We start from the raw sequence: 17,502 nt of genomic DNA, 5'->3' as shown, positions 1-17,502 counted from the left end.
TCAGATGACGCTGCGGTCCATAACCAGATCGGCCGGGCCGAAGCGGTCCTTCGCGGTGAACTGCTGGTGCCAGTAGGGATAGAGCACCGGCGGCCGGCTGACGGCATCGAGACGCTGGCGTTCATCAAAGGACAGCGTCAGGCTTGCCGCGGCGAGATTGTCTTTCAACTGGGACTCATTGCGTGCGCCGATCACCAGCGAACTGACGGCTGGCCGGCCGAGCAGCCAGGTCAGCGCCACCTGGGCCGCCGAAACGCCGCGTGCCGCACCGATGTCGACCAGCACATCGACGATCCGCCACAGCCGGTCCTCGTCGCGGATCGGCGGTTCCGACCAGCCGCCGATCTGGCGCGCCGTCGGGCTGTCGCGGCGGTATTTTCCCGACAGCAGGCCGCCGGCGAGCGGGCTCCACACCAGCACGCCAAGGCCCTGGTCGACCGAGATCGGCAAGAGCTCATACTCGGCCTCGCGTGCTTCCAGCGTGTAGTGGATCTGCTGGGTGACGAAGCGCGGCTGGTGCTGGCTGTCGCTGATGCCCAGCGCCTTCATGACCTGCCAGCCGGAATAGTTGGAGCAGCCGACATAGCGGATCTTGCCCTGGGCAACCAGCGTGTCGAGCGCGGCGATGGTTTCCTCGAGCGGCGTCGCGCCGTCCCATTCGTGAAGGAAATAGATGTCGATGACATCGGTCCTGAGGCGCTTCAGGCTCTTCTCGCATTCGCGGATCAGATGATGGCGCGACAGGCCTTCGTCATTGGGGCCCTTGCCGATCCGCATGCGCGCTTTGGAGGCGATCAGCACGTCGTTCTTGCGCTTGCCGCCGAGCGCCTCGCCGATGATCTCTTCCGACAGACCGTTGGAATAGACATTGGCGGTGTCGATGAGATTGATGCCGGCATCGATGCAAGTGTCGATGATGCGCGAGGCCTCCGCGAGATCGGAATTGCCGACGGCAGCGAACGGCCCGCTGCCGCCGAAGGTCATGGTTCCCAAGGTCAGCGCCGAAACTTTCAAGCCGGAACGGCCAAGCGTGCGGTATTCCATCTCAGATCCTCGTAGTTTTTGTGGGGAGGCGGTTTTATCAGGAAGGGGCGGGGAAGCCCGAACCGGTCCGCCATTTGTAGGACAATTTGAGCGGCTTGTCGCCATGCCAGGGCGCTGGATCGGCAATGCTCGCTGCTTTGCAGTGATGACCGGCTGGCCGGCGGCTTGCAAAAAAACCGTCATTCCCGGCCTATATCAAGTCGGCTCAGGGTTTCATGTCAGCCGGCAAGCGGAGCAGTGGAAATGACCGAGTTAAAGCAGAATTCTCCGGCCAGGGATTGGCTGGAAGCCGAACTCGCCGACACGCTCGACGAGGACTATGAGCTTGAAATGTCGGAGCCGGCGCTGTCGCTGGAGATCGCCAAGATCTACAAGAACGCGCATCCGCCGTCGATCGACCGCATGCAGTATTTCCGCGACCTGATCGGCTTGCAGTCGGAACTGATCAAGCTGCAGTCCTGGGTCGCCTACCACAAGAAGAAGCTGGTGGTGGTTTTCGAGGGCCGTGATTCCGCCGGCAAGGGCGGCGTCATCAAGCGCATCACCCAGCGCCTCAACCCGCGCATCTGCCGCGTCGTGGCGCTGCCGGCGCCGACCGAGCGCGAAAAATCGCAATGGTATTTCCAGCGCTACGTGCCGCATCTGCCGGCCGGCGGCGAGATCGTGCTGTTCGACCGCTCCTGGTACAACCGCTCCGGCGTCGAGCGGGTGATGGGCTTTGCCGAACCCGATCAGGTCGAAGAGTTCTTCCGCGATCTGCCGGAGTTCGAGCGCATGCTGGTCCGCTCCGGCGTCACCCTGGTCAAATACTGGTTCTCGATCACCGACGAGGAACAGCAGATGCGCTTCATGATGCGCATCCACGATCCGATGAAGCAGTGGAAGCTGTCGCCGATGGACCTGCAGTCGCGCGTGCGCTGGGAGCAGTACACCAAGGCCAAGGAAGAGACGTTTGCCCGAACCAACATCCCAGAGGCACCGTGGTACATCGTCGAAGGCAACGACAAGAAGCGGGCGCGGCTGAACTGCATCGACCATCTCCTCAAACAGCTGCCCTATGAGGACGTGCCGCACGAAGAAATCACGCTGCCCGAGCGGGTGTTCAATCCGGAGTACGAGCGCCAGGTCCTGCCGCGCGAGCTTTACGTGCCGGAGAAGTATTGAGCACTTTTCCTTATCCCCCTTTCACGGGGAGAAGGTGCCTGAAGGGCGGATGAGGGGCAGCGCCGGCATCGACGAATTCACAGCCGTCGGACGCTGCTAACCTCCAAAAGCAGCGCTGCCCCTCATTGCCTGCCGGGCATTTCTCCCCGCAAAACGGGGAGAAAGAAGCCTGCGCCTATCACTTCGCCACTACACCCGCTTGATCGTCACATGCGTGGCGAGCGCTGTCGCTACCTGCTCGGTGCACTGGTAACCCAGCTGCAGCATATCCAGCCCGGCAAACAGGCTCTCGCCCCTCCCGAGCAACACCGGCGACACCGCCAGATGCAACTCGTCGATGAGCTTCTCTTGTAGATATTGCCGGATGGTGGAAACGCCGCCGCCGACGCGGACATCCTTGCCGCCGGCCGCGGCCTTTGCTTGTTCGAGCGCGGCGTGGATGCCGCCGGTAACGAAGTGGAAAATGGTGCCGCCTTCCATCACAATGGAGTCGCGCTTGTAGTGGGTCAGCACGAAGGTCGGCACATGATAGGGCGGGCTGTCGCCCCACCAGCCTTTCCAGCTCTCGTCTGGCCATTCGCCGCGGATTGGACCGAACATGTTGCGGCCGAGGATCCAGGCCCCGACATTGTCGAAGCTGCGGACAGTGAACCGGTCGTCCACATCGGTGGTGCCGCCATCCTTGCCGACCATCTCATGGAAGGTGCGGGTGCCGGTCATCCATTTGTGCAGATCTTCGCCACCAACGCCGAGCGGATTTTGCAGGTCCTGGTCAGGACCGGCGCCGAAACCGTCGAGCGACAAGGTGAAGGCATTGACGCGCAGTTTGGACATGGAAGACTCCCTTTGGTGACCAGTTGTGATTTGCAATCAGTATTCAAACTGATTGCATTTTGCAACTAGTATTTTTAGAGGCAAGCCGATCTGTGGAATGCGCAGGGACCTCAAGCCGCCACGCGCTTCGGCATCACCGCAAACGGGCTGAGCCCAAGCCAGATCTGCATCTTGCCGGCGACGTCGAGATCGCCGGTCAGGCTGATCTTGTCGCGTTCCTTATGAACTGTCGTCAGCCCCATCCAGATCGAGGTCATGGTGCACAGATCGGTCGAGACGTAGAGATCGACGTCGAAGCCCGGATCGTACCAGCAAAGATCGACCTCGCCCTGCTTTTCGACGATCAGCCACCACGATCGTTTTGACACCGGCAGGTCATGGTACAGGAATTGTATCACGGTGCGCCCGTCCGGCAGCGGACTGGGGTTCAGATTGCGCCGCATGTCCCACATCAGCAGCGACGGATCGAGGTTTTTGAGCGACAGCCTGGCCTCGACCCATTTCTGGCCCCAAAACCCCATCGCCTCGACAACCGGGCGCAAATCCCGGCCCGCCTCGGTCAGCCGGTATTCGAACACGCCCTTCTCGGTCGCGATCTCGGTCCGCTCGACGATGCCTCCCGCTTCGAGATCCCTAAGCCGTTGCGACAGAAGGGTTGGCGACATTTTCGGCACGCCGCGGCGCAAATCGTTGAAGCGGGTCGATCCCGCCACCAGTTCGCGCAGCAGCACCATGGTCCAGCGTGTGCAGAGCAGCTCGGCGGCCATGGAGAGCGGGCAGAATTGCTTGTAACCGGCTTGTGTCATGTGGTGAGCTCCAAAAGATGTTGCCAGACCTTATTCAGAAAACCTGAGTTCAGCCAGTACAGAAGCTGTACTGGCACCCCCGGTACAGTTATGTGACTGGAGCGGTCCGGCGCCGCCATGCGAGACAGCGGTCACGTCACCGGGCAGTCCGGTGCCGATCCATGAGGAGTTGGACAATGACCGCTTACGTGATCGCAGACATCAAGGTGAAGGACGACAAATGGGTGCCGGCCTATGCCGCTTCGGTGCATGACCTCGTCCACAAGCATGGCGGCAAGTATCTCGCCCGCAGCGGCAATGTGAAGACGCTGGAGGGCAAGCCGCTCGACACCAGCCTGATCGCCATCATGGCGTTTCCGTCGGCAAAGGCAGCCGAAGCCTTCACCAACGATCCGCAATACGCTCCGTTTGTGGCGGAGCGTCAGAAGGGCAGCGACAGCCGCTTCCAACTGATCGACGATACCGATCTCGCTGGAACGATCCCTTATTTGCCGAAGGCGTGAGGAAAAGCCGGAACCCGGTGTATCAGGGTTCCGGCTAACCCTTCAGCATTTGCGCCACTTCGGGCGCGAAGCAGGTGGACGGGTACTCTCACGCGATTTAGTCTTGAACTCGAAAGTCGGTAAACTGAGCAGGCGCGCACGTGACCATTATTTCACTCATTGCAAAACTGTTTGTCAACCGGAACCGCCCGCAGAATAGGCCAGCTCGAGTCCCAGAGCGGGTTTTCCGCAAAGAGGCGAAATTCAAGAAACATGGAAAATTCTTCCAGATCGGACCGACATATCGCGGCGGGTCCCATTGTCTTCAGCTGGAAAACGCCCAAGCTTTGGTGCCGCCACCCCGCATACTGCTCGGGCCGACGGAGTTTGGGGGATACGGCTTTCCTGAGTACCCGGAGACGCCCAGGCTACGGCCTGAAGCGACAGCCTATTGCAGGCCACCAAAAGACTTAGAAGATTTTCATTGTTACTGGCTTGTATCCGAGCGCCTGAAGGAAGTTCTGCAGTCAGTCGACCCCGATGGGGTCGTGTTTAACGACTGCGACGTATTCTATTTGAGCGGAAAGCCGATCGAACCAAAGCACTACCTTTGCGACATTGTTCGCAAGATTGATGCCGTGGATCTCGAATCGTCGAAGTTTAGGCTTTTGATCGGCGAGAATGGAGGCGTCCACTACGACCGCGCCGGAGGCGCGTGCTTCTATTTCAAGGAGGAGATTGTTGGCGATGCGCATATCTTCAAACAGAAGAACATGGGCATCGTCATTTGCACCGCCAAATTGAGAGAAGCCTGTGTCGAAGCAGGCATCAAGAATCCCGACTTGTTCCAAGACATGTCGGTTTGCGGGCGTGGTCGGCTGGACTTCGAAACAAGAAATGTCAAAGAGAGTTATGTGCTGGAGTGAATTTATCCCTTCAGCATTTGCGCCACTTCCGGCGCGAAGTAGGTCAGAATGCCGTCGCAGCCGGCGCGCTTGAAGGCGAGCAGGCTCTCCAGCATTGCCTTTTCGCCGTCGATCCAGCCATTGGCGGCCGCCGCCTTGATCATCGAATATTCGCCTGACACCTGGTAGGCGAAGGTCGGCATCTGGAACTCGTCCTTCAGCCGGCGGATGATGTCGAGATAGGGCAGGCCGGGCTTGACCATCAGCATGTCGGCGCCCTCGGCGATATCCTGCTCGGCCTCGCGCACCGCTTCGTCGGAATTGGCGTGGTCGAGATAGTAGGTCTTCTTGTCGCCCTTGAGCAGGCCCGCGGTGCCGACCGCCTCGCGGTAGGGGCCGTAGAAGGCGGAGGCGAATTTCGTCGCATAGGACATGATCGCCACATCCGAAAAACCGTTGGCGTCGAGTGCGTCGCGGATGGCGCCGATGCGGCCGTCCATCATGTCGGACGGCGCGATGATGTCGGCGCCGGCCGCTGCCTGGATGACGGCCGCGGCGGTCACCTGTTCCACTGTCTCGTCATTGACGATGATGCCGTCGCGCAAGATGCCGTCATGGCCGTGCGAGGTGAACGGATCAAGCGCGGCATCGGTGATGATGCCGATCTCCGGCACCGCGTCCTTGATGGCGCGGGTTGCGCGGTTGATGATGTTTTCCGGGTCGAGGATGTGCGATCCCGTCAGGTCGCGCAGGCTGAGTTCAACATTGGGGAAGGTGGCGATCGCCGGAATGCCGAGCTTAGCGGCCCGCTCGGCCTCCTTGACGGCGAGGTCCAGCGACAGGCGGAATACGCCGGGCATGGCGGCGATCGGCTCGCGCGTGTTCTTGCCGTCGATGACGAAGATCGGCCAGATCAGATCGTTCACCGTAAGCCGGTTTTCCTGCACCAGGCGGCGCGACCAGTCGGCCTTGCGCATGCGCCGCAAGCGGCGGCTGCCGGTGATCTCGTCGACGCTGCGCGCACCGCCGGGCTTTGCCGGCGCGAATTTGTTGCTCGTCGCGGGGGTGAATTTGTTCATCGCAAAAACTCCGGGTCGAGGCGGCTTTTACCACGAGGCCTTGCCGCTGACCAATGCGACACGATTGTGCCAGTCGATAACGCGCTGCTTACGGCTTCGGCGGCCACGCCAGCTCGGGGCCGGTTTTGAAGAACGACACATTGTTGGTGAAGATGCTCTTCGGGGCAAGCCGGATCAGGCGCCCGTCCGGATGGCCGATGTCGGCGACATTGTCGATGAACCAGCGGTTCCAGGTCGCCTCCGGGCCGAGATATTTGTGCAGCAGCCGTTTGAAGCGGTTCGGCGCCATCGGCTCGATGGTGGCGGAGCCGCGCAGGCCGAGATGCAGCAGGATGCCGGCCTCATTGTCGAAATGGACGATCTCCACGGCGCAGCGCGGGTCACGTTCGAGGTGTTTGACAGCACTTGCCCCGGTCGAGCCGAGCAGCCAGATTGCAGCGTCCTCCCAGATGAACCACATCGGCGCGTTGCGCGGCGCGCCGTCAGGCGTCACGGTCGCCAGATTGGCCATCAGCGGGCGGCTGAGAACATCATCCGGGTCGAACTTTTTCGCATCTCCCAGCCATGGCTCGGCGCTGCGGTTTCAAGCGTCATGCGTTTGTCCCTGCATCAGAAGAAAGGCTGTTTCGCCCGGCAATTCTGCGCGCTTTTCTGCGGGGGGCAAAGCACGGTCGCGTTCCCTTGCGAAAATCCAAACCGCGCCCGCCGGTTGACGCACCCATGCGCCACCTTTAGCACTTCAGTCCCGCAGGCGCGGGGAGGGATTCTCTGACGATGGATTTTGGCGGCGGCGACGAGATCCGCTTCGAACGGTTGGGCAAGGCGGGCGTCGTCACGCTGACGCGGCCGCAGGCGCTCAATGCGCTGACACATCGCATGATCAAGGCGCTGGACAAGGCGCTCGACGCTTTTGAGCGCGATACCGGCGTCGATGTCGTCATCGTCAAGGCCGAGGGCAGGGCGTTTTGCGCCGGCGGCGACATCATGCACGTCTACGAGGCCCGCGCCGGAAAGCCGCCGGTCGAGTTCTTCGCCGACGAATACCGGCTCAACGCCCGCATCAACAGTTACAAAAAGCCCTATGTCGCGCTGATCGACGGGATCGTTATGGGCGGCGGCGTCGGCATCTCTTTCCACGGTTCGCAGCGTGTGCTGACCGAGAACGCCCAGTTCGCCATGCCCGAAGTCGGCATCGGTTTCTTCCCCGATGTCGGCGGCAGCCATCTTCTGCCCGACCTTGGCGGCAGCTTCGGCATGTATCTGGCGCTGACCGGCAACCGCATTCGCTATGGCGATGCGCTGTGGTCTGGCCTGGCCACCCACACCATCAAGGCCGCCGACCAGGCTGCCTTTCTCGATCGGCTCTGCGCCAATGGCGATCCGGAATCGGTGCTGCGCGGCTTTTTCGTGCCGGCCAGGCGGGAGACCGGCCAGCCGGTGCTGGAAGCCATTGCCCGGCATTTTTCCCAACCCTCGCTCGCCGAAATCCTCGAGAGCCTGGAGCGGGCGGCAGGCGCCGACGAGTTTGCCGCCAAGACGCTGGCCACCATCCGCACCCGCTCGCCGACCAGCCTCAATGTCGCGTGGCGCCAGATCAGCGCCGGGCTGACGCTGTCGATGGAAGCCTGCATGAAGATGGAGTTCCGCATCCTCAACCGCATGCTGGCCGGGCACGACTTCTATGAAGGCATCCGCGCCGCCATCGTCGACAAGGGCTCGACGCCGCAATGGCGGCCGGCAAGCCTGGCCGAGGTTGACGCTGCTTCGGTGGACGCCTATTTCGCGCCGCTCGAACGGGAGCTCGAACTGTGAGCGAGGTCACGTCGCGGCGCATCGTGCTGCAGCCCTCGGGTGTCGAGATCATCTTCGCCTGGTTCCAGCGCGTCATAGCGGGCTATTGCCTGCTGTTCGGCATCCTGTACTGGATCCGGCTGATCGGCTTTTATCCCGGCCCGCTGTGGCGCTTCGACCTGATGCCGGTGCACTGGCAGGTCGTGGCGGTGATGCTGGCCGTGTTCTTCCCCTTCGCCGCCGCCGGCCTCTGGATGCTGGCGTCGTGGGGCCCGGTGATCTGGTTCATCTGCGCGGTGACCGAGACCATCATGTATGCCGGCTTCCCCAATCTGTACGGCCACCGGCCGCTGATCGTCTTCTCGCATGCCGCGGTGGCGCTGCTCTACATCGCCTTCCGCGTCGTTATCTGGATGCGCAAGCGCCCCGCGCGCGCCTGAAACGCCGCCCCGCAGCCATTGGCTAAATCTTTAGGTTAATTATCCTTGCTCGGGTGACCGTTCGTTAAGCGTCTTACGAAACCTATTACCGGTAAGCTCTTGTTAGCCCTAGCGTTTAAGTCGAATTTTATGAGTATTCGATAGTGTCGCAATCAAGGTGAAAAACAAAAAATCACCAGGGCGACAAACGAGAGGCAAAGACAATGATCAATTCGCGTCCGGCGGCGAAGACCGCCAACGTATCCGACGATCGCCGCGAGGCTATCCGTTCGCTTTACATGGAATCGCTTCAGCTGGTGGAGCGTTTGCATCGCCGTCTGCTTGACGTGATCAAGGACGAGTTCGACCGCAACGGCCGTTCCGACATCAATGCCATCCAGGCGCTGCTTCTGTTCAATATCGGCAATTCCGAATTGACCGCCGGCGAGCTGCGCTCGCGTGGCTACTATCTCGGCTCGAACGTCTCCTACAATCTGAAGAAGCTGGTCGATCTCGGCTTCATCAACCACCAGCGCTCGCGCATCGACCGCCGTTCGGTCCGCGTTTCGCTGACGCCGAAGGGCAATGAAGTGGCGGAAGTCGTCGCCGGTCTCTATGAGCGCCATGTCGGCTCGATCGAACAGGTCGGCGGCATCAACAGCGAAGAGTTCAAGCAGATGAACCGCGCGCTGCAGCGCCTCGACCGCTTCTGGAACGACACCATCGCCTACCGGATGTAATCAGCGGGCATTGAATAGCAGCTGCGCCGGAAGAAGCGCGGCCGGAGGAAAGTCTCAGCCAACAGGCCGGTGCCGAAAAGCACCGGCCTTTTCTTTTCGAGCCGCCGGCGCTTCCAAATTCGGCGTAAGCCACGTTGCCGCCATATTCGCGGTGGAAGCGAGGAGGGCGGGTGATGCGGCGGCGGAAGCTGTTCGCGCGCCTGTAAGGTCGCATCGCGGTCCGCTTTTCACGGCTCAGTGATGCAGGTCATGGTTGGCTAATTGTTAACAGTGCCAACTTTAGAGTGCGGGCGATATCGCCCAAGATCGAGCACGTAGCCGAACGCTGCAACAGCCAAACGCTAGAAGCCAAACACGACAAGAATGTCTGGAACGTCCATGAGAACCAGCCGCCGCCTTTTCCTTTCCGGAGCTTCCGCGCTCGCCGTTGCCATGGTTGGCAATGCCGCCAGCGCGCAGGATGTGATCGACGATATCCTGAAATCGTCGGGCCGCGGCAATTGGGACGACCAGTTCGATGCCCGCGCCTCGGAGGGCGGCAAGGTCGCCTCGACGCTGCCGATCTTCAGCCTGCAGACGGTCGCCTTCACCGAACAGGCGGTGGCGCAGTATCAGAACATCGTCGCCCAGGGCGGCTGGGGCGAGGTGCCGGCGACCAAGAAGCTGCAGCTTGGCGTCGACGATCCGGACGTGGTGCCGCTGCGCAAGCGGCTGATGGTTTCGGGCGACCTGGCGCAGAGCGCCGGCATTTCGACGTCGTTCGATTCCTACGTCGACGCCGCGGTCAAGCGCTTCCAGGCGCGCCATGGCCTGCCGGCCGACGGCGCCATGGGCAAATACACCTATGCCGCGATGAACGTTTCGGCGCAGATCCGCCTCGGTCAGCTGCAGACCAACCTGGAGCGCCTGCGCGAAAAGGCCGGCACGCTGGGCAGCCGTTATGTGCTGGTCGATATCCCGGCGGCACAGATCGAGGCGGTCGAGAACGATCGCGTCGTGCTGCGCCACACCGCAATCGTCGGCAAGATCGACCGCCAGACCCCGGTGGTCAATTCCAAGATCAACGAGATCATCGTCAATCCTTACTGGAACGCGCCGGTCTCGATCGTGCGCAAGGACATCATTCCGCTGATGCGGAAGAACCCCGACTATCTCAAGGACAGCCACATCCGGCTGTTTGCGCCTGATGGCAGCGAAGTCGATCCGATGACTGTCGACTGGTCGACGGATGATGCCGCAAAATACCGCTTCCGCCAGGATCCGGGTTCCGGCAACGCCATGGCCTCGGTGAAGATCAACTTCCCCAGCCCCGACGGCGTCTACATGCACGATACGCCGCAGCAAAGCCTGTTCGGCAAGATGATGCGCTTCGATTCTTCGGGCTGCGTGCGTGTCCAGAACGTGCGCGACCTCGTCACATGGATCCTGCGCGACACACCCGGCTGGGACCGCCAGCATTTCGAGGCGACCATCAAGACCGGCGAGAACACGCCGGTGCAGGTCGTCAACCCGGTTCCGGTCCACTTCCTCTATGTGTCGGCCTGGTCGACGGGTCCGGGCGTCGTGCAGTTCCGCGACGACGTCTACGCGCTCGATGGCGCCAGCGAACTGCAGATCACCTCTTCGCTCTAAGCCGCTGATCTCATTTAGAAAAGGCCACCGCAAGGTGGCCTTTTCCGTTCGACATCCCAACAGAAGAAGACTGGTGGCCGCCAGCCATGCAGGCCATGAACACTGCCGGACGTTGCGCCGCAGGCCCATCTGGACGGACTAACGGCAATTGCGCATGGTCCTCAAAACAGCCGGAACCGCGCCATGCAGGTCGCAATCTTCATCCTCACCGTGCTGGTCTTCGTCGCTCTTTCCGGCGCACTGGTGCGGTTGGTTCGGGTGCCGCTGCCGGTGCTGCAGATTGCCATCGGCGCCGCGCTCGCCTGGCCGGTGAAAGGCATCCATGTCGAGATCGACCCCGAACTCTTCCTGCTGGTGTTCATCCCGCCGCTTTTGTTCGGCGATGCCTATGGAGCGCCCAAACGCGAGCTGATCGCGCTGCGCGGACCGATCCTCGATCTGGCCATCGGGCTGGTCTTCTTTACCATTGTCGGCTTCGGTTATGCCTTGCACTGGTTGGTGCCGAGCATCCCGCTGGTCGTCGCCTTCGCGCTCGCCGCCGTGCTGTCCCCGACCGACGCCGTGGCGGTGTCCTCGATCGTCGACAGAAGCCTGGTGCCGGCGGCTGATGCATATTCTGGAAGGCGAGGCGCTGCTCAACGACGCCTCGGGCCTGGTCATGTTCCGCTTCGCCGTCGCCGCCGCCGTGACCGGCAGCTTTTCCTTCGCCGATGCATCGCTGTCCTTCGTCTATGCCGTCGCCATCGGCATCCTGGCCGGCATCGCCGCGTTGTTCATCGCCGCCAGGCTGCTGCAGCTTCTGAATCGCATCGGCGGCGTTCCGGCCGAGGCGCAGGTTCTGGTCATGGTCCTGCTGCCCTTCATTGCCTATCTCGTCGCCGAACATCTGCATGCCTCAGGCATTCTGGCGGCGGTCACCGCCGGGCTTTTGACCGGCGGCTCCGGCGTCTTCCGCTTCCTCGGCGTCTCGGCGCGCATGCAGACGATCTCGCTGTGGACGACCTTGTCCTTCGTCTACAATGGCGCGCTGTTCATCGTGCTCGGCATGCAGCTTCCCGAAATCATTCGCCGCGTGCCGCCCGAACTGACCGGCCATTACCCGACCATCCAGCCGGTCGCGACGGTGATAGCGCTGACGCTGTGCCTGATCGCGCTGCGCTTCCTCTGGATCTGGGTCGGCGATATCGCGGCAAGCCTCAAGGCAAAATGGGGAAAGCGCAAGGCCGAGCCGTTTGGCATGCGTGTGCGGCTTGCCGGCTCGGTGGCGGGCGTGCGCGGCGCGATCACGCTGGCCGGCATCCTGTCGCTGCCGGTTGCCATGCCGGACGGCTCGTCTTTTCCGGCGCGCGACCTGGTGATCTTCCTCGCCGCCGGCGTCATCATCTGTTCGCTCGCCATCGCCAGCGTGGCGCTGCCGAAGATAGCGCACGGACTGGTCGAGCCGGGCGAGGATGGCAGCGCCATCGAGGAGCGTCTCGCCCGCATCGGCGCCGCCAAGGCGGCCATCGCCCGCATCGAAAGCATGGCGGGCGCCAGCGACGACGACCAGGGCGAGGTGCCCGGCGCCAGGCTTGCCGCCGCCGAAAACATCGTCGCCGGCTACCGGCGCCGCATCGCCACCTCGGACGAGGCCGACGACGCCCGGGCGGAGGCCCGCGAAGCCGGGCGGCTGGAGCTCGAAATGCGGCTTGCCGGCATCGAGGCCGAGCGCATCGCCGTGCGCGACATGTTAAGCAGCGGCGCGATCAACGACCATACGGCGCGGGCGCTGTTTACCGAGATCACGCTCACCGAAGCCTTGCTGCAGGGGCGGCAGGAGCGAAAATAGCGGTTCAGGGCCGCTCTGGCGCAATCCGGCCAGCAAATTTCGCGCTGCAAACGTGGCGAGGCGAAAACAACTGTGTTAATGGCGCGGCAATGCATGTCGCCCGGAACCGTGCAGCGGTTTCGGGGCAACGATATGCATAGATAAATGCCCCGAACCGAAGGATTTCAGGCCATGGCAACTGCAGCGGCAGCGTCGAACAAATTCGAATCCTTCTTCGAAACCACGCTGGAAGATGCCGATCCGGAGATCTTCGGCTCGATCCGCAACGAGCTTGGCCGCCAGCGTCACGAGATCGAGCTGATCGCCTCGGAAAACATCGTTTCGCGCGCCGTGCTCGAGGCGCAGGGCTCGATCATGACCAACAAATACGCCGAGGGTTATCCGGGCAAGCGCTATTATGGCGGCTGCCAGTTCGTCGACGTCGCCGAGGAACTCGCTATCGAGCGCGCCAAAAAGCTGTTCGGCTGCAACTTCGCCAATGTCCAGCCGAATTCCGGCAGCCAGATGAACCAGGCGGTCTTCCTGGCGCTGCTGCAGCCGGGCGATACCTTCATGGGCCTCGACCTGAACTCCGGCGGCCACCTGACGCACGGCTCGCCCGTCAATATGAGCGGCAAATGGTTCAAGGTCGTTTCCTATGGCGTGCGCAAGGACGACCATCTGCTCGACATGGACGCGATCGAAAAGACCGCGCATGAGACCAAGCCGAAGCTGATCCTGGCCGGCGGCACCGCCTATTCGCGCATCTGGGACTGGAAGCGCTTTCGCGAGATCGCCGATGCGGTCGGCGCCTATCTGATGGTCGACATGGCCCATATCGCCGGCCTGGTTGCCGGCGGCGTGCATCCGTCACCGCTGCCGCACGCCCATGTCGTGACCACGACCACGCACAAATCGTTGCGAGGCCCGCGCGGCGGCATGATCCTGTGCAATGACGAGGACATCGCCAAGAAGATGAACTCGGCGGTTTTCCCCGGCCTGCAGGGCGGCCCGCTGATGCATGTCATCGCCGCCAAGGCGGTCGCCTTCGGCGAGGCGCTGAAGCCGAGCTTCAAGCTCTATGCCGAGAGCGTCGTCGCCAACGCCAAGGCGCTGGCGTCGAGCCTCAAGGAAACCGGCCTCGACATCGTGTCCGGCGGCACCGACAACCATCTGATGCTGGTCGATCTCAGGCCCAAGAACGCCACCGGCAAGCGCGCCGAGGCAGCGCTCGGCCGCGCCAACATCACCTGCAACAAGAACGGCATCCCGTTCGATCCGGAAAAGCCTTTCGTCACCTCTGGCGTGCGTCTGGGCACGCCGGCCGGCACCACGCGCGGCTTCGGCCAGGCCGAATTCCGCGAGATCGGCAAGCTGATCGCCGAAGTGCTGGACGGGCTGAAGGTCGCCAATTCCGACGAAGGCAATGCGGCGGTCGAGGCGGCGGTGAAGGCAAAGGTCGTGGCGCTGACCGATCGTTTCCCGCTCTATCCCTATCTCGGTTGACCACCAGCGGCGCTTCGTCTTTTATCCCGCGCTCTGCGCCGCTTGCTGTCCGGGCGGCGCGGCCTGTTGGAGATTTGACGATGCGCATGTTCCATCCTGCCGTTCTGGCCTCCCTCGGCTCGCTTGCCGCTGTCGCCGTGTCGGGCGCGATCGCCCAGGAGCAGACGCAGCCGGGCACGGATATCCCCGCCACAAACACCTTTGGCAGGTGGACCACCATCATCGATGCGCTCGACACCGGCCAGGATTCCCGCAAGACCTGCGCTGCCTCCACGGCCTTTGTCGATGGCGGCGGCAATGCCGGCACGCTGACGCTTTCGATCTCGACCGGCGACGCGCTGCCGCCCGATGCCTATCCCGCGATCATGTTCACGATCGCCAACAAGGAGCTGCCGACCGGCAAGAAGATCGCCGCGACCTTCGGTGACCCCGGCGTCAAGGTTTCCGCGACCGTCTATTCCAATGATGCCGGCCGCCCGAGCTGGACCGTCGACAACCAGGCCAAGACCAGTCTCGCTTTGTTGCGGGCCATGCGCCAGGTCATCTCGCTCGACGTGACGTTCGGCAAGCAAGCCGTCGCCAGCATCCCTATGGACGGCTTCACCAAGGCCTACCGCAACCTCGGAACGTCCTGCGGCTTCCCGACCAAGGACGTCGCGCCCTGACATATCTGGCGCGGCTGGCAATTTTCCTCCCGCCTCGCTATCTCTGAGGGCGCGAGCGGCCGTTGCCGAACCTTTGCCGTCCCGGCAAAAACCTCTAAGCCTATCATTCCGCCAGAATCGCCAACCCGAAGGCTCTCCATGCGCTGTCCCTATTGCCAGTCCGAAGATACGCAGGTGAAGGATTCGCGCCCCGCCGAGGATGGCGCCGCGATCCGCCGGCGGCGCGTTTGCCCCGATTGCGGTGGCCGTTTCACCACTTTCGAGCGCGTCCAGTTGCGGGACCTCGTGGTGGTCAAGAAGTCCGGCAGAAAGGTGCCGTTCGACCGCGACAAGCTCTTGCGTTCGGTGGAGATCGCGGTGCGCAAGCGCAATGTCGATCCCGAGCGCATCGACCGCGCCGTCACCGGCATCGTGCGCCAGCTCGAAAGCTCCGGCGAGACGGAAATCGCCTCGGGCGAGGTCGGCCGGCTCGTGATGGAAGCGCTGAAGTCGCTCGACGACGTCGCCTATGTCCGCTTCGCCTCTGTCTATCGCAATTTCCGCGAGGCCAAGGATTTCCACGATGTCCTGGGTGAGCTCAAAGGTGACGAACTCAAAGGCGACGAGCTGAAGAGCGAAGAGGACGCCGGCTGAGCATGGCAAGCCAAACGTCAGGGAAGGCCGATCAGCAGGCCCTCGATCGCCGCTTCATGGCCGCGGCGCTGCGGCTGTCGCGGAAAAATGCCGGCCGCACCTCCACCAACCCTTCCGTCGGCACCATAATCGTTCGCGACGATGGCGCCGGCCCGATGATCGTCGGCACCGGCGTCACCGCTGTTGGCGGCCGGCCGCATGCCGAGACCGAGGCGCTGGCTGAAGCCGGCGAGTTGGCGCGCGGTGCCACCGCCTATGTCACGCTGGAGCCCTGCGCCCACCATGGCCGCACGCCGCCTTGCGCCAACGCGCTGGTCAATGCCGGAGTGGCGCGGGTCGTCGGCGCCGCCAGCGATCCCGATCCGCGCGTCTCCGGCAAAGGCTATGCCATCCTGCGCGCCGCCGGCATCGAAGTGGTCGAAAAGGTGCTGGTCGAGGAAGCCGCCGAGCAGATGGCCGGCTATTTGATTCGATCCATGAAAAAGCGTCCGGAAGTGACTCTGAAGCTTGCGCTTTCCAGCGACGGCAAGATCGGCAGGCATGGCGCCGGCCAGGTCGCGATCACCGGCGATGTCGCCCGCCGCGAAGTCTATCTGATGCGCGCCGAAGCCGATGGCATCCTGGTCGGCATCGGCACGGCGCTGGAGGATGATCCGGCGCTCACCGTGCGGCTGCCGGGGCTGGAGAACCGCTCGCCGGCGCGCATCGTGCTCGACCGCCAGATCAGGCTGCCCGAAGCCTCGAAGCTGGTCTCCGGCATCGACCGGGTGCCGCTCTATATCGCCGCGAGCCTGGAGGCCGACCCGCTGCGGCGGTCGGTGCTGGAGCGTGCCGGTGTGCGCTTCATCGGCACCGAAACCCATGAAGGCGGCATTGCCTTGCCGGAGCTGCTCGAGGATCTCGGCGCGCTCGGCATGGCCAGCGTTCTGGTCGAAGGCGGCGCCAAGGTGGCCAGCGCCTTCCTCGCCGAAAGACTGGTCGACCGCATCGTGCTGTTCCAGGGACCGGAAGCGATCGGCGAGGGCGGCATTGTATCGCCCGTCGACCCCAACCATATCCCGGCAGGCTTCCGCAAATTGCGCGAGATGCGCTTCGGGGACGATGTCTATGCGGAATGGATAAGGGACCTCTAGGGATCAGCATCGATGTTTACCGGAATTGTCACCGATATCGGCACTGTCGCGGCCATCAAGCCGCTGAGCGAAGGCGTCGGCCTGCGCATCGACACTGCCTATGATCCCGCGACCATCGCTATTGGCGCCTCGATTTCCTGCGGCGGCGTCTGTCTGACGGTGACGGCGCTGCCAGATGGCGGCTCGAATGCCCGCTGGTTCGAGGTCGAAGCCTGGGAAGAGGCACTGAGGCTGACCACGGCGTCGGGCTGGAAATCAGGCACCAAGGTCAATCTCGAGCGGGCACTGAAGATAGGCGCCGAACTCGGCGGCCACATCGTGTCGGGCCATGTCGATGGCATGGCCGAAATCGTCGAGCGCAAGGACGAGGGCGATGCCGTGCGCTTCACGCTGGAGGCGCCGCGCGAACTGGCGAAATTCATCGCGCCCAAGGGTTCCGTCGCACTCGACGGCACCTCGCTCACCGTCAACAAGGTCGAAGGCGCCCGTTTCGATGTGCTGTTGATCCACCATTCGCTGACCGTGACCACTTGGGGCGAGCGCAAGGTCGGCGACAAGGTCAACCTCGAGATCGACACCATGGCCCGCTACGCCGCGCGCCTGGTCGAGGCGGCGAAAGAGGGGCTTTGATGGCCGCAAGACTCACAATCGAACAGAAAAAGCGGCTTACGCGCGAAGCAATGGCCGATGTAGACGGGGGTCGTGTAGTGGATCACGAAGCTGTTCTCGTCTGGGCTGAAAGCCTCTGCAGCGAGTGGCCGCTACCGACGCCCAGCCCAAAGACGCGCTAGGCCAGGCTTCGCCTCCAGCAATCTTCCGCTTGCGATCAAACCGGCTTCGGCCTAAGTCACCGGCTACCCCC

General features: G+C 62.8%; 18 protein-coding genes and 1 pseudogene. 14 read left to right on the top strand and 5 right to left on the bottom strand.

Annotated elements, in window-relative coordinates; genetic code table 11:
• The gene (locus NKH38_RS22595; protein ID WP_023689518.1) at positions 1-1,044 is read right to left on the bottom strand and encodes an aldo/keto reductase; all 1,044 of its coding nucleotides are present in this window, start codon (positions 1,042-1,044) and stop codon (positions 1-3) included.
• Between the two features lie 243 nt (positions 1,045-1,287).
• On the opposite strand from NKH38_RS22595, the gene ppk2 reads away from it, so the two are divergent.
• Positions 1,288-2,208 (top strand): polyphosphate kinase 2, encoded by a 921-nt coding sequence (gene ppk2 / locus NKH38_RS22590; RefSeq protein WP_352762223.1) that lies wholly within the window; start codon positions 1,288-1,290, stop codon positions 2,206-2,208.
• Positions 2,209-2,397: 189 nt separating this feature from the next.
• Here the strand turns inward: ppk2 and NKH38_RS22585 are convergent, their stop codons facing one another.
• Both NKH38_RS22585 and NKH38_RS22580 read right to left on the bottom strand, forming a co-directional pair.
• Entirely contained in the window at positions 2,398-3,042 is a 645-nt protein-coding gene (locus NKH38_RS22585) for a dihydrofolate reductase family protein (RefSeq protein ID WP_352762224.1), read from the bottom strand.
• Between the two features lie 110 nt (positions 3,043-3,152).
• Positions 3,153-3,848, bottom strand: coding sequence for a winged helix-turn-helix transcriptional regulator (locus NKH38_RS22580; protein ID WP_352762225.1), 696 nt, complete (start codon positions 3,846-3,848; stop codon positions 3,153-3,155).
• A 176-nt stretch (positions 3,849-4,024) separates the two neighbouring features.
• Between NKH38_RS22580 and NKH38_RS22575 the strand changes: the two genes are divergently transcribed.
• On the top strand, positions 4,025-4,351 hold the full coding sequence (locus tag NKH38_RS22575; RefSeq protein ID WP_023693250.1) for a DUF1330 domain-containing protein: 327 nt from the start codon (positions 4,025-4,027) through the stop codon (positions 4,349-4,351).
• Positions 4,352-4,491: 140 nt separating this feature from the next.
• Positions 4,492-5,256, top strand: a complete 765-nt coding sequence (locus tag NKH38_RS22570) for an imm11 family protein (RefSeq protein WP_081839821.1) — start codon at positions 4,492-4,494, stop codon at positions 5,254-5,256.
• A gap of 2 nt (positions 5,257-5,258) precedes the next feature.
• Here the strand turns inward: NKH38_RS22570 and hemB are convergent, their stop codons facing one another.
• Positions 5,259-6,314, bottom strand: coding sequence for a porphobilinogen synthase (hemB, locus tag NKH38_RS22565; RefSeq protein ID WP_027049604.1), 1,056 nt, complete (start codon positions 6,312-6,314; stop codon positions 5,259-5,261).
• A gap of 88 nt (positions 6,315-6,402) precedes the next feature.
• Positions 6,403-6,825 (bottom strand): pyridoxamine 5'-phosphate oxidase family protein, encoded by a 423-nt coding sequence (locus NKH38_RS22560; RefSeq protein WP_023753657.1) that lies wholly within the window; start codon positions 6,823-6,825, stop codon positions 6,403-6,405.
• 263 nt (positions 6,826-7,088) lie between these two features.
• Here NKH38_RS22560 and NKH38_RS22555 point away from each other — a divergent pair, with 263 nt between their 5' ends.
• From NKH38_RS22555 to NKH38_RS33445, 11 genes and pseudogenes are all read left to right on the top strand, one after another.
• Complete coding sequence (locus tag NKH38_RS22555; protein ID WP_352762228.1) at positions 7,089-8,126, top strand: enoyl-CoA hydratase/isomerase family protein; 1,038 nt, start codon at positions 7,089-7,091, stop codon at positions 8,124-8,126.
• Positions 8,123-8,545, top strand: a complete 423-nt coding sequence (locus NKH38_RS22550; protein WP_023689511.1) for a DUF6163 family protein — start codon at positions 8,123-8,125, stop codon at positions 8,543-8,545. Before NKH38_RS22555 ends, NKH38_RS22550 begins: the two co-directional genes overlap by 4 nt.
• Before the next feature lie 203 nt (positions 8,546-8,748).
• Positions 8,749-9,264: a transcriptional regulator LdtR gene (gene ldtR / locus NKH38_RS22545; protein WP_023672997.1), complete on the top strand. Its 516-nt coding sequence runs from the start codon at positions 8,749-8,751 to the stop codon at positions 9,262-9,264.
• A 378-nt stretch (positions 9,265-9,642) separates the two neighbouring features.
• Positions 9,643-10,896 (top strand): L,D-transpeptidase family protein, encoded by a 1,254-nt coding sequence (locus NKH38_RS22540; protein ID WP_352762229.1) that lies wholly within the window; start codon positions 9,643-9,645, stop codon positions 10,894-10,896.
• 183 nt (positions 10,897-11,079) lie between these two features.
• Positions 11,080-12,724, top strand: a pseudogene (locus tag NKH38_RS22535) (Na+/H+ antiporter).
• 171 nt (positions 12,725-12,895) lie between these two features.
• Positions 12,896-14,209: a serine hydroxymethyltransferase gene (glyA, locus tag NKH38_RS22530; RefSeq protein WP_023730851.1), complete on the top strand. Its 1,314-nt coding sequence runs from the start codon at positions 12,896-12,898 to the stop codon at positions 14,207-14,209.
• An 80-nt stretch (positions 14,210-14,289) separates the two neighbouring features.
• Positions 14,290-14,874, top strand: coding sequence for an invasion associated locus B family protein (locus NKH38_RS22525; RefSeq protein ID WP_023730852.1), 585 nt, complete (start codon positions 14,290-14,292; stop codon positions 14,872-14,874).
• 138 nt (positions 14,875-15,012) lie between these two features.
• Positions 15,013-15,507: a transcriptional regulator NrdR gene (nrdR, locus tag NKH38_RS22520; RefSeq protein ID WP_023669351.1), complete on the top strand. Its 495-nt coding sequence runs from the start codon at positions 15,013-15,015 to the stop codon at positions 15,505-15,507.
• A 2-nt stretch (positions 15,508-15,509) separates the two neighbouring features.
• Positions 15,510-16,640, top strand: a complete 1,131-nt coding sequence (ribD, locus tag NKH38_RS22515) for a bifunctional diaminohydroxyphosphoribosylaminopyrimidine deaminase/5-amino-6-(5-phosphoribosylamino)uracil reductase RibD (RefSeq protein ID WP_027049601.1) — start codon at positions 15,510-15,512, stop codon at positions 16,638-16,640.
• Between the two features lie 12 nt (positions 16,641-16,652).
• On the top strand, positions 16,653-17,270 hold the full coding sequence (locus NKH38_RS22510) for a riboflavin synthase (RefSeq protein ID WP_352762230.1): 618 nt from the start codon (positions 16,653-16,655) through the stop codon (positions 17,268-17,270).
• On the top strand, positions 17,270-17,431 hold the full coding sequence (locus NKH38_RS33445; protein WP_502905788.1) for a hypothetical protein: 162 nt from the start codon (positions 17,270-17,272) through the stop codon (positions 17,429-17,431). Before NKH38_RS22510 ends, NKH38_RS33445 begins: the two co-directional genes overlap by 1 nt.
• The last annotated feature ends 71 nt before the right edge of the window (positions 17,432-17,502 follow it).

The organism is Mesorhizobium sp. M1078, assembly GCF_040318615.1.
Classification (GTDB): domain Bacteria; phylum Pseudomonadota; class Alphaproteobacteria; order Rhizobiales; family Rhizobiaceae; genus Mesorhizobium.
This window is presented reverse-complemented; position numbering and strand designations above follow the sequence as displayed.

Excerpts from the sequence above, each read along its gene's own strand:
- NKH38_RS22595 (WP_023689518.1), bottom strand. The coding sequence starts at position 1,044 with ATGGAATACCGCACGCTTGGCCGTTCCGGCTTGAAAGTTTCGGCGCTG.
- ppk2 (WP_352762223.1), top strand. The coding sequence starts at position 1,288 with ATGACCGAGTTAAAGCAGAATTCTCCGGCCAGGGATTGGCTGGAAGCC.
- NKH38_RS22585 (WP_352762224.1), bottom strand. The coding sequence starts at position 3,042 with ATGTCCAAACTGCGCGTCAATGCCTTCACCTTGTCGCTCGACGGTTTC.
- NKH38_RS22580 (WP_352762225.1), bottom strand. The coding sequence starts at position 3,848 with ATGACACAAGCCGGTTACAAGCAATTCTGCCCGCTCTCCATGGCCGCC.
- NKH38_RS22575 (WP_023693250.1), top strand. The coding sequence starts at position 4,025 with ATGACCGCTTACGTGATCGCAGACATCAAGGTGAAGGACGACAAATGG.
- hemB (WP_027049604.1), bottom strand. The coding sequence starts at position 6,314 with ATGAACAAATTCACCCCCGCGACGAGCAACAAATTCGCGCCGGCAAAG.
- NKH38_RS22560 (WP_023753657.1), bottom strand. The coding sequence starts at position 6,825 with ATGGCCAATCTGGCGACCGTGACGCCTGACGGCGCGCCGCGCAACGCG.
- NKH38_RS22555 (WP_352762228.1), top strand. The coding sequence starts at position 7,089 with ATGGATTTTGGCGGCGGCGACGAGATCCGCTTCGAACGGTTGGGCAAG.
- ldtR (WP_023672997.1), top strand. The coding sequence starts at position 8,749 with ATGATCAATTCGCGTCCGGCGGCGAAGACCGCCAACGTATCCGACGAT.
- NKH38_RS22540 (WP_352762229.1), top strand. The coding sequence starts at position 9,643 with ATGAGAACCAGCCGCCGCCTTTTCCTTTCCGGAGCTTCCGCGCTCGCC.
- glyA (WP_023730851.1), top strand. The coding sequence starts at position 12,896 with ATGGCAACTGCAGCGGCAGCGTCGAACAAATTCGAATCCTTCTTCGAA.
- NKH38_RS22525 (WP_023730852.1), top strand. The coding sequence starts at position 14,290 with ATGCGCATGTTCCATCCTGCCGTTCTGGCCTCCCTCGGCTCGCTTGCC.
- nrdR (WP_023669351.1), top strand. The coding sequence starts at position 15,013 with ATGCGCTGTCCCTATTGCCAGTCCGAAGATACGCAGGTGAAGGATTCG.
- ribD (WP_027049601.1), top strand. The coding sequence starts at position 15,510 with ATGGCAAGCCAAACGTCAGGGAAGGCCGATCAGCAGGCCCTCGATCGC.
- NKH38_RS22510 (WP_352762230.1), top strand. The coding sequence starts at position 16,653 with ATGTTTACCGGAATTGTCACCGATATCGGCACTGTCGCGGCCATCAAG.
- NKH38_RS33445 (WP_502905788.1), top strand. The coding sequence starts at position 17,270 with ATGGCCGCAAGACTCACAATCGAACAGAAAAAGCGGCTTACGCGCGAA.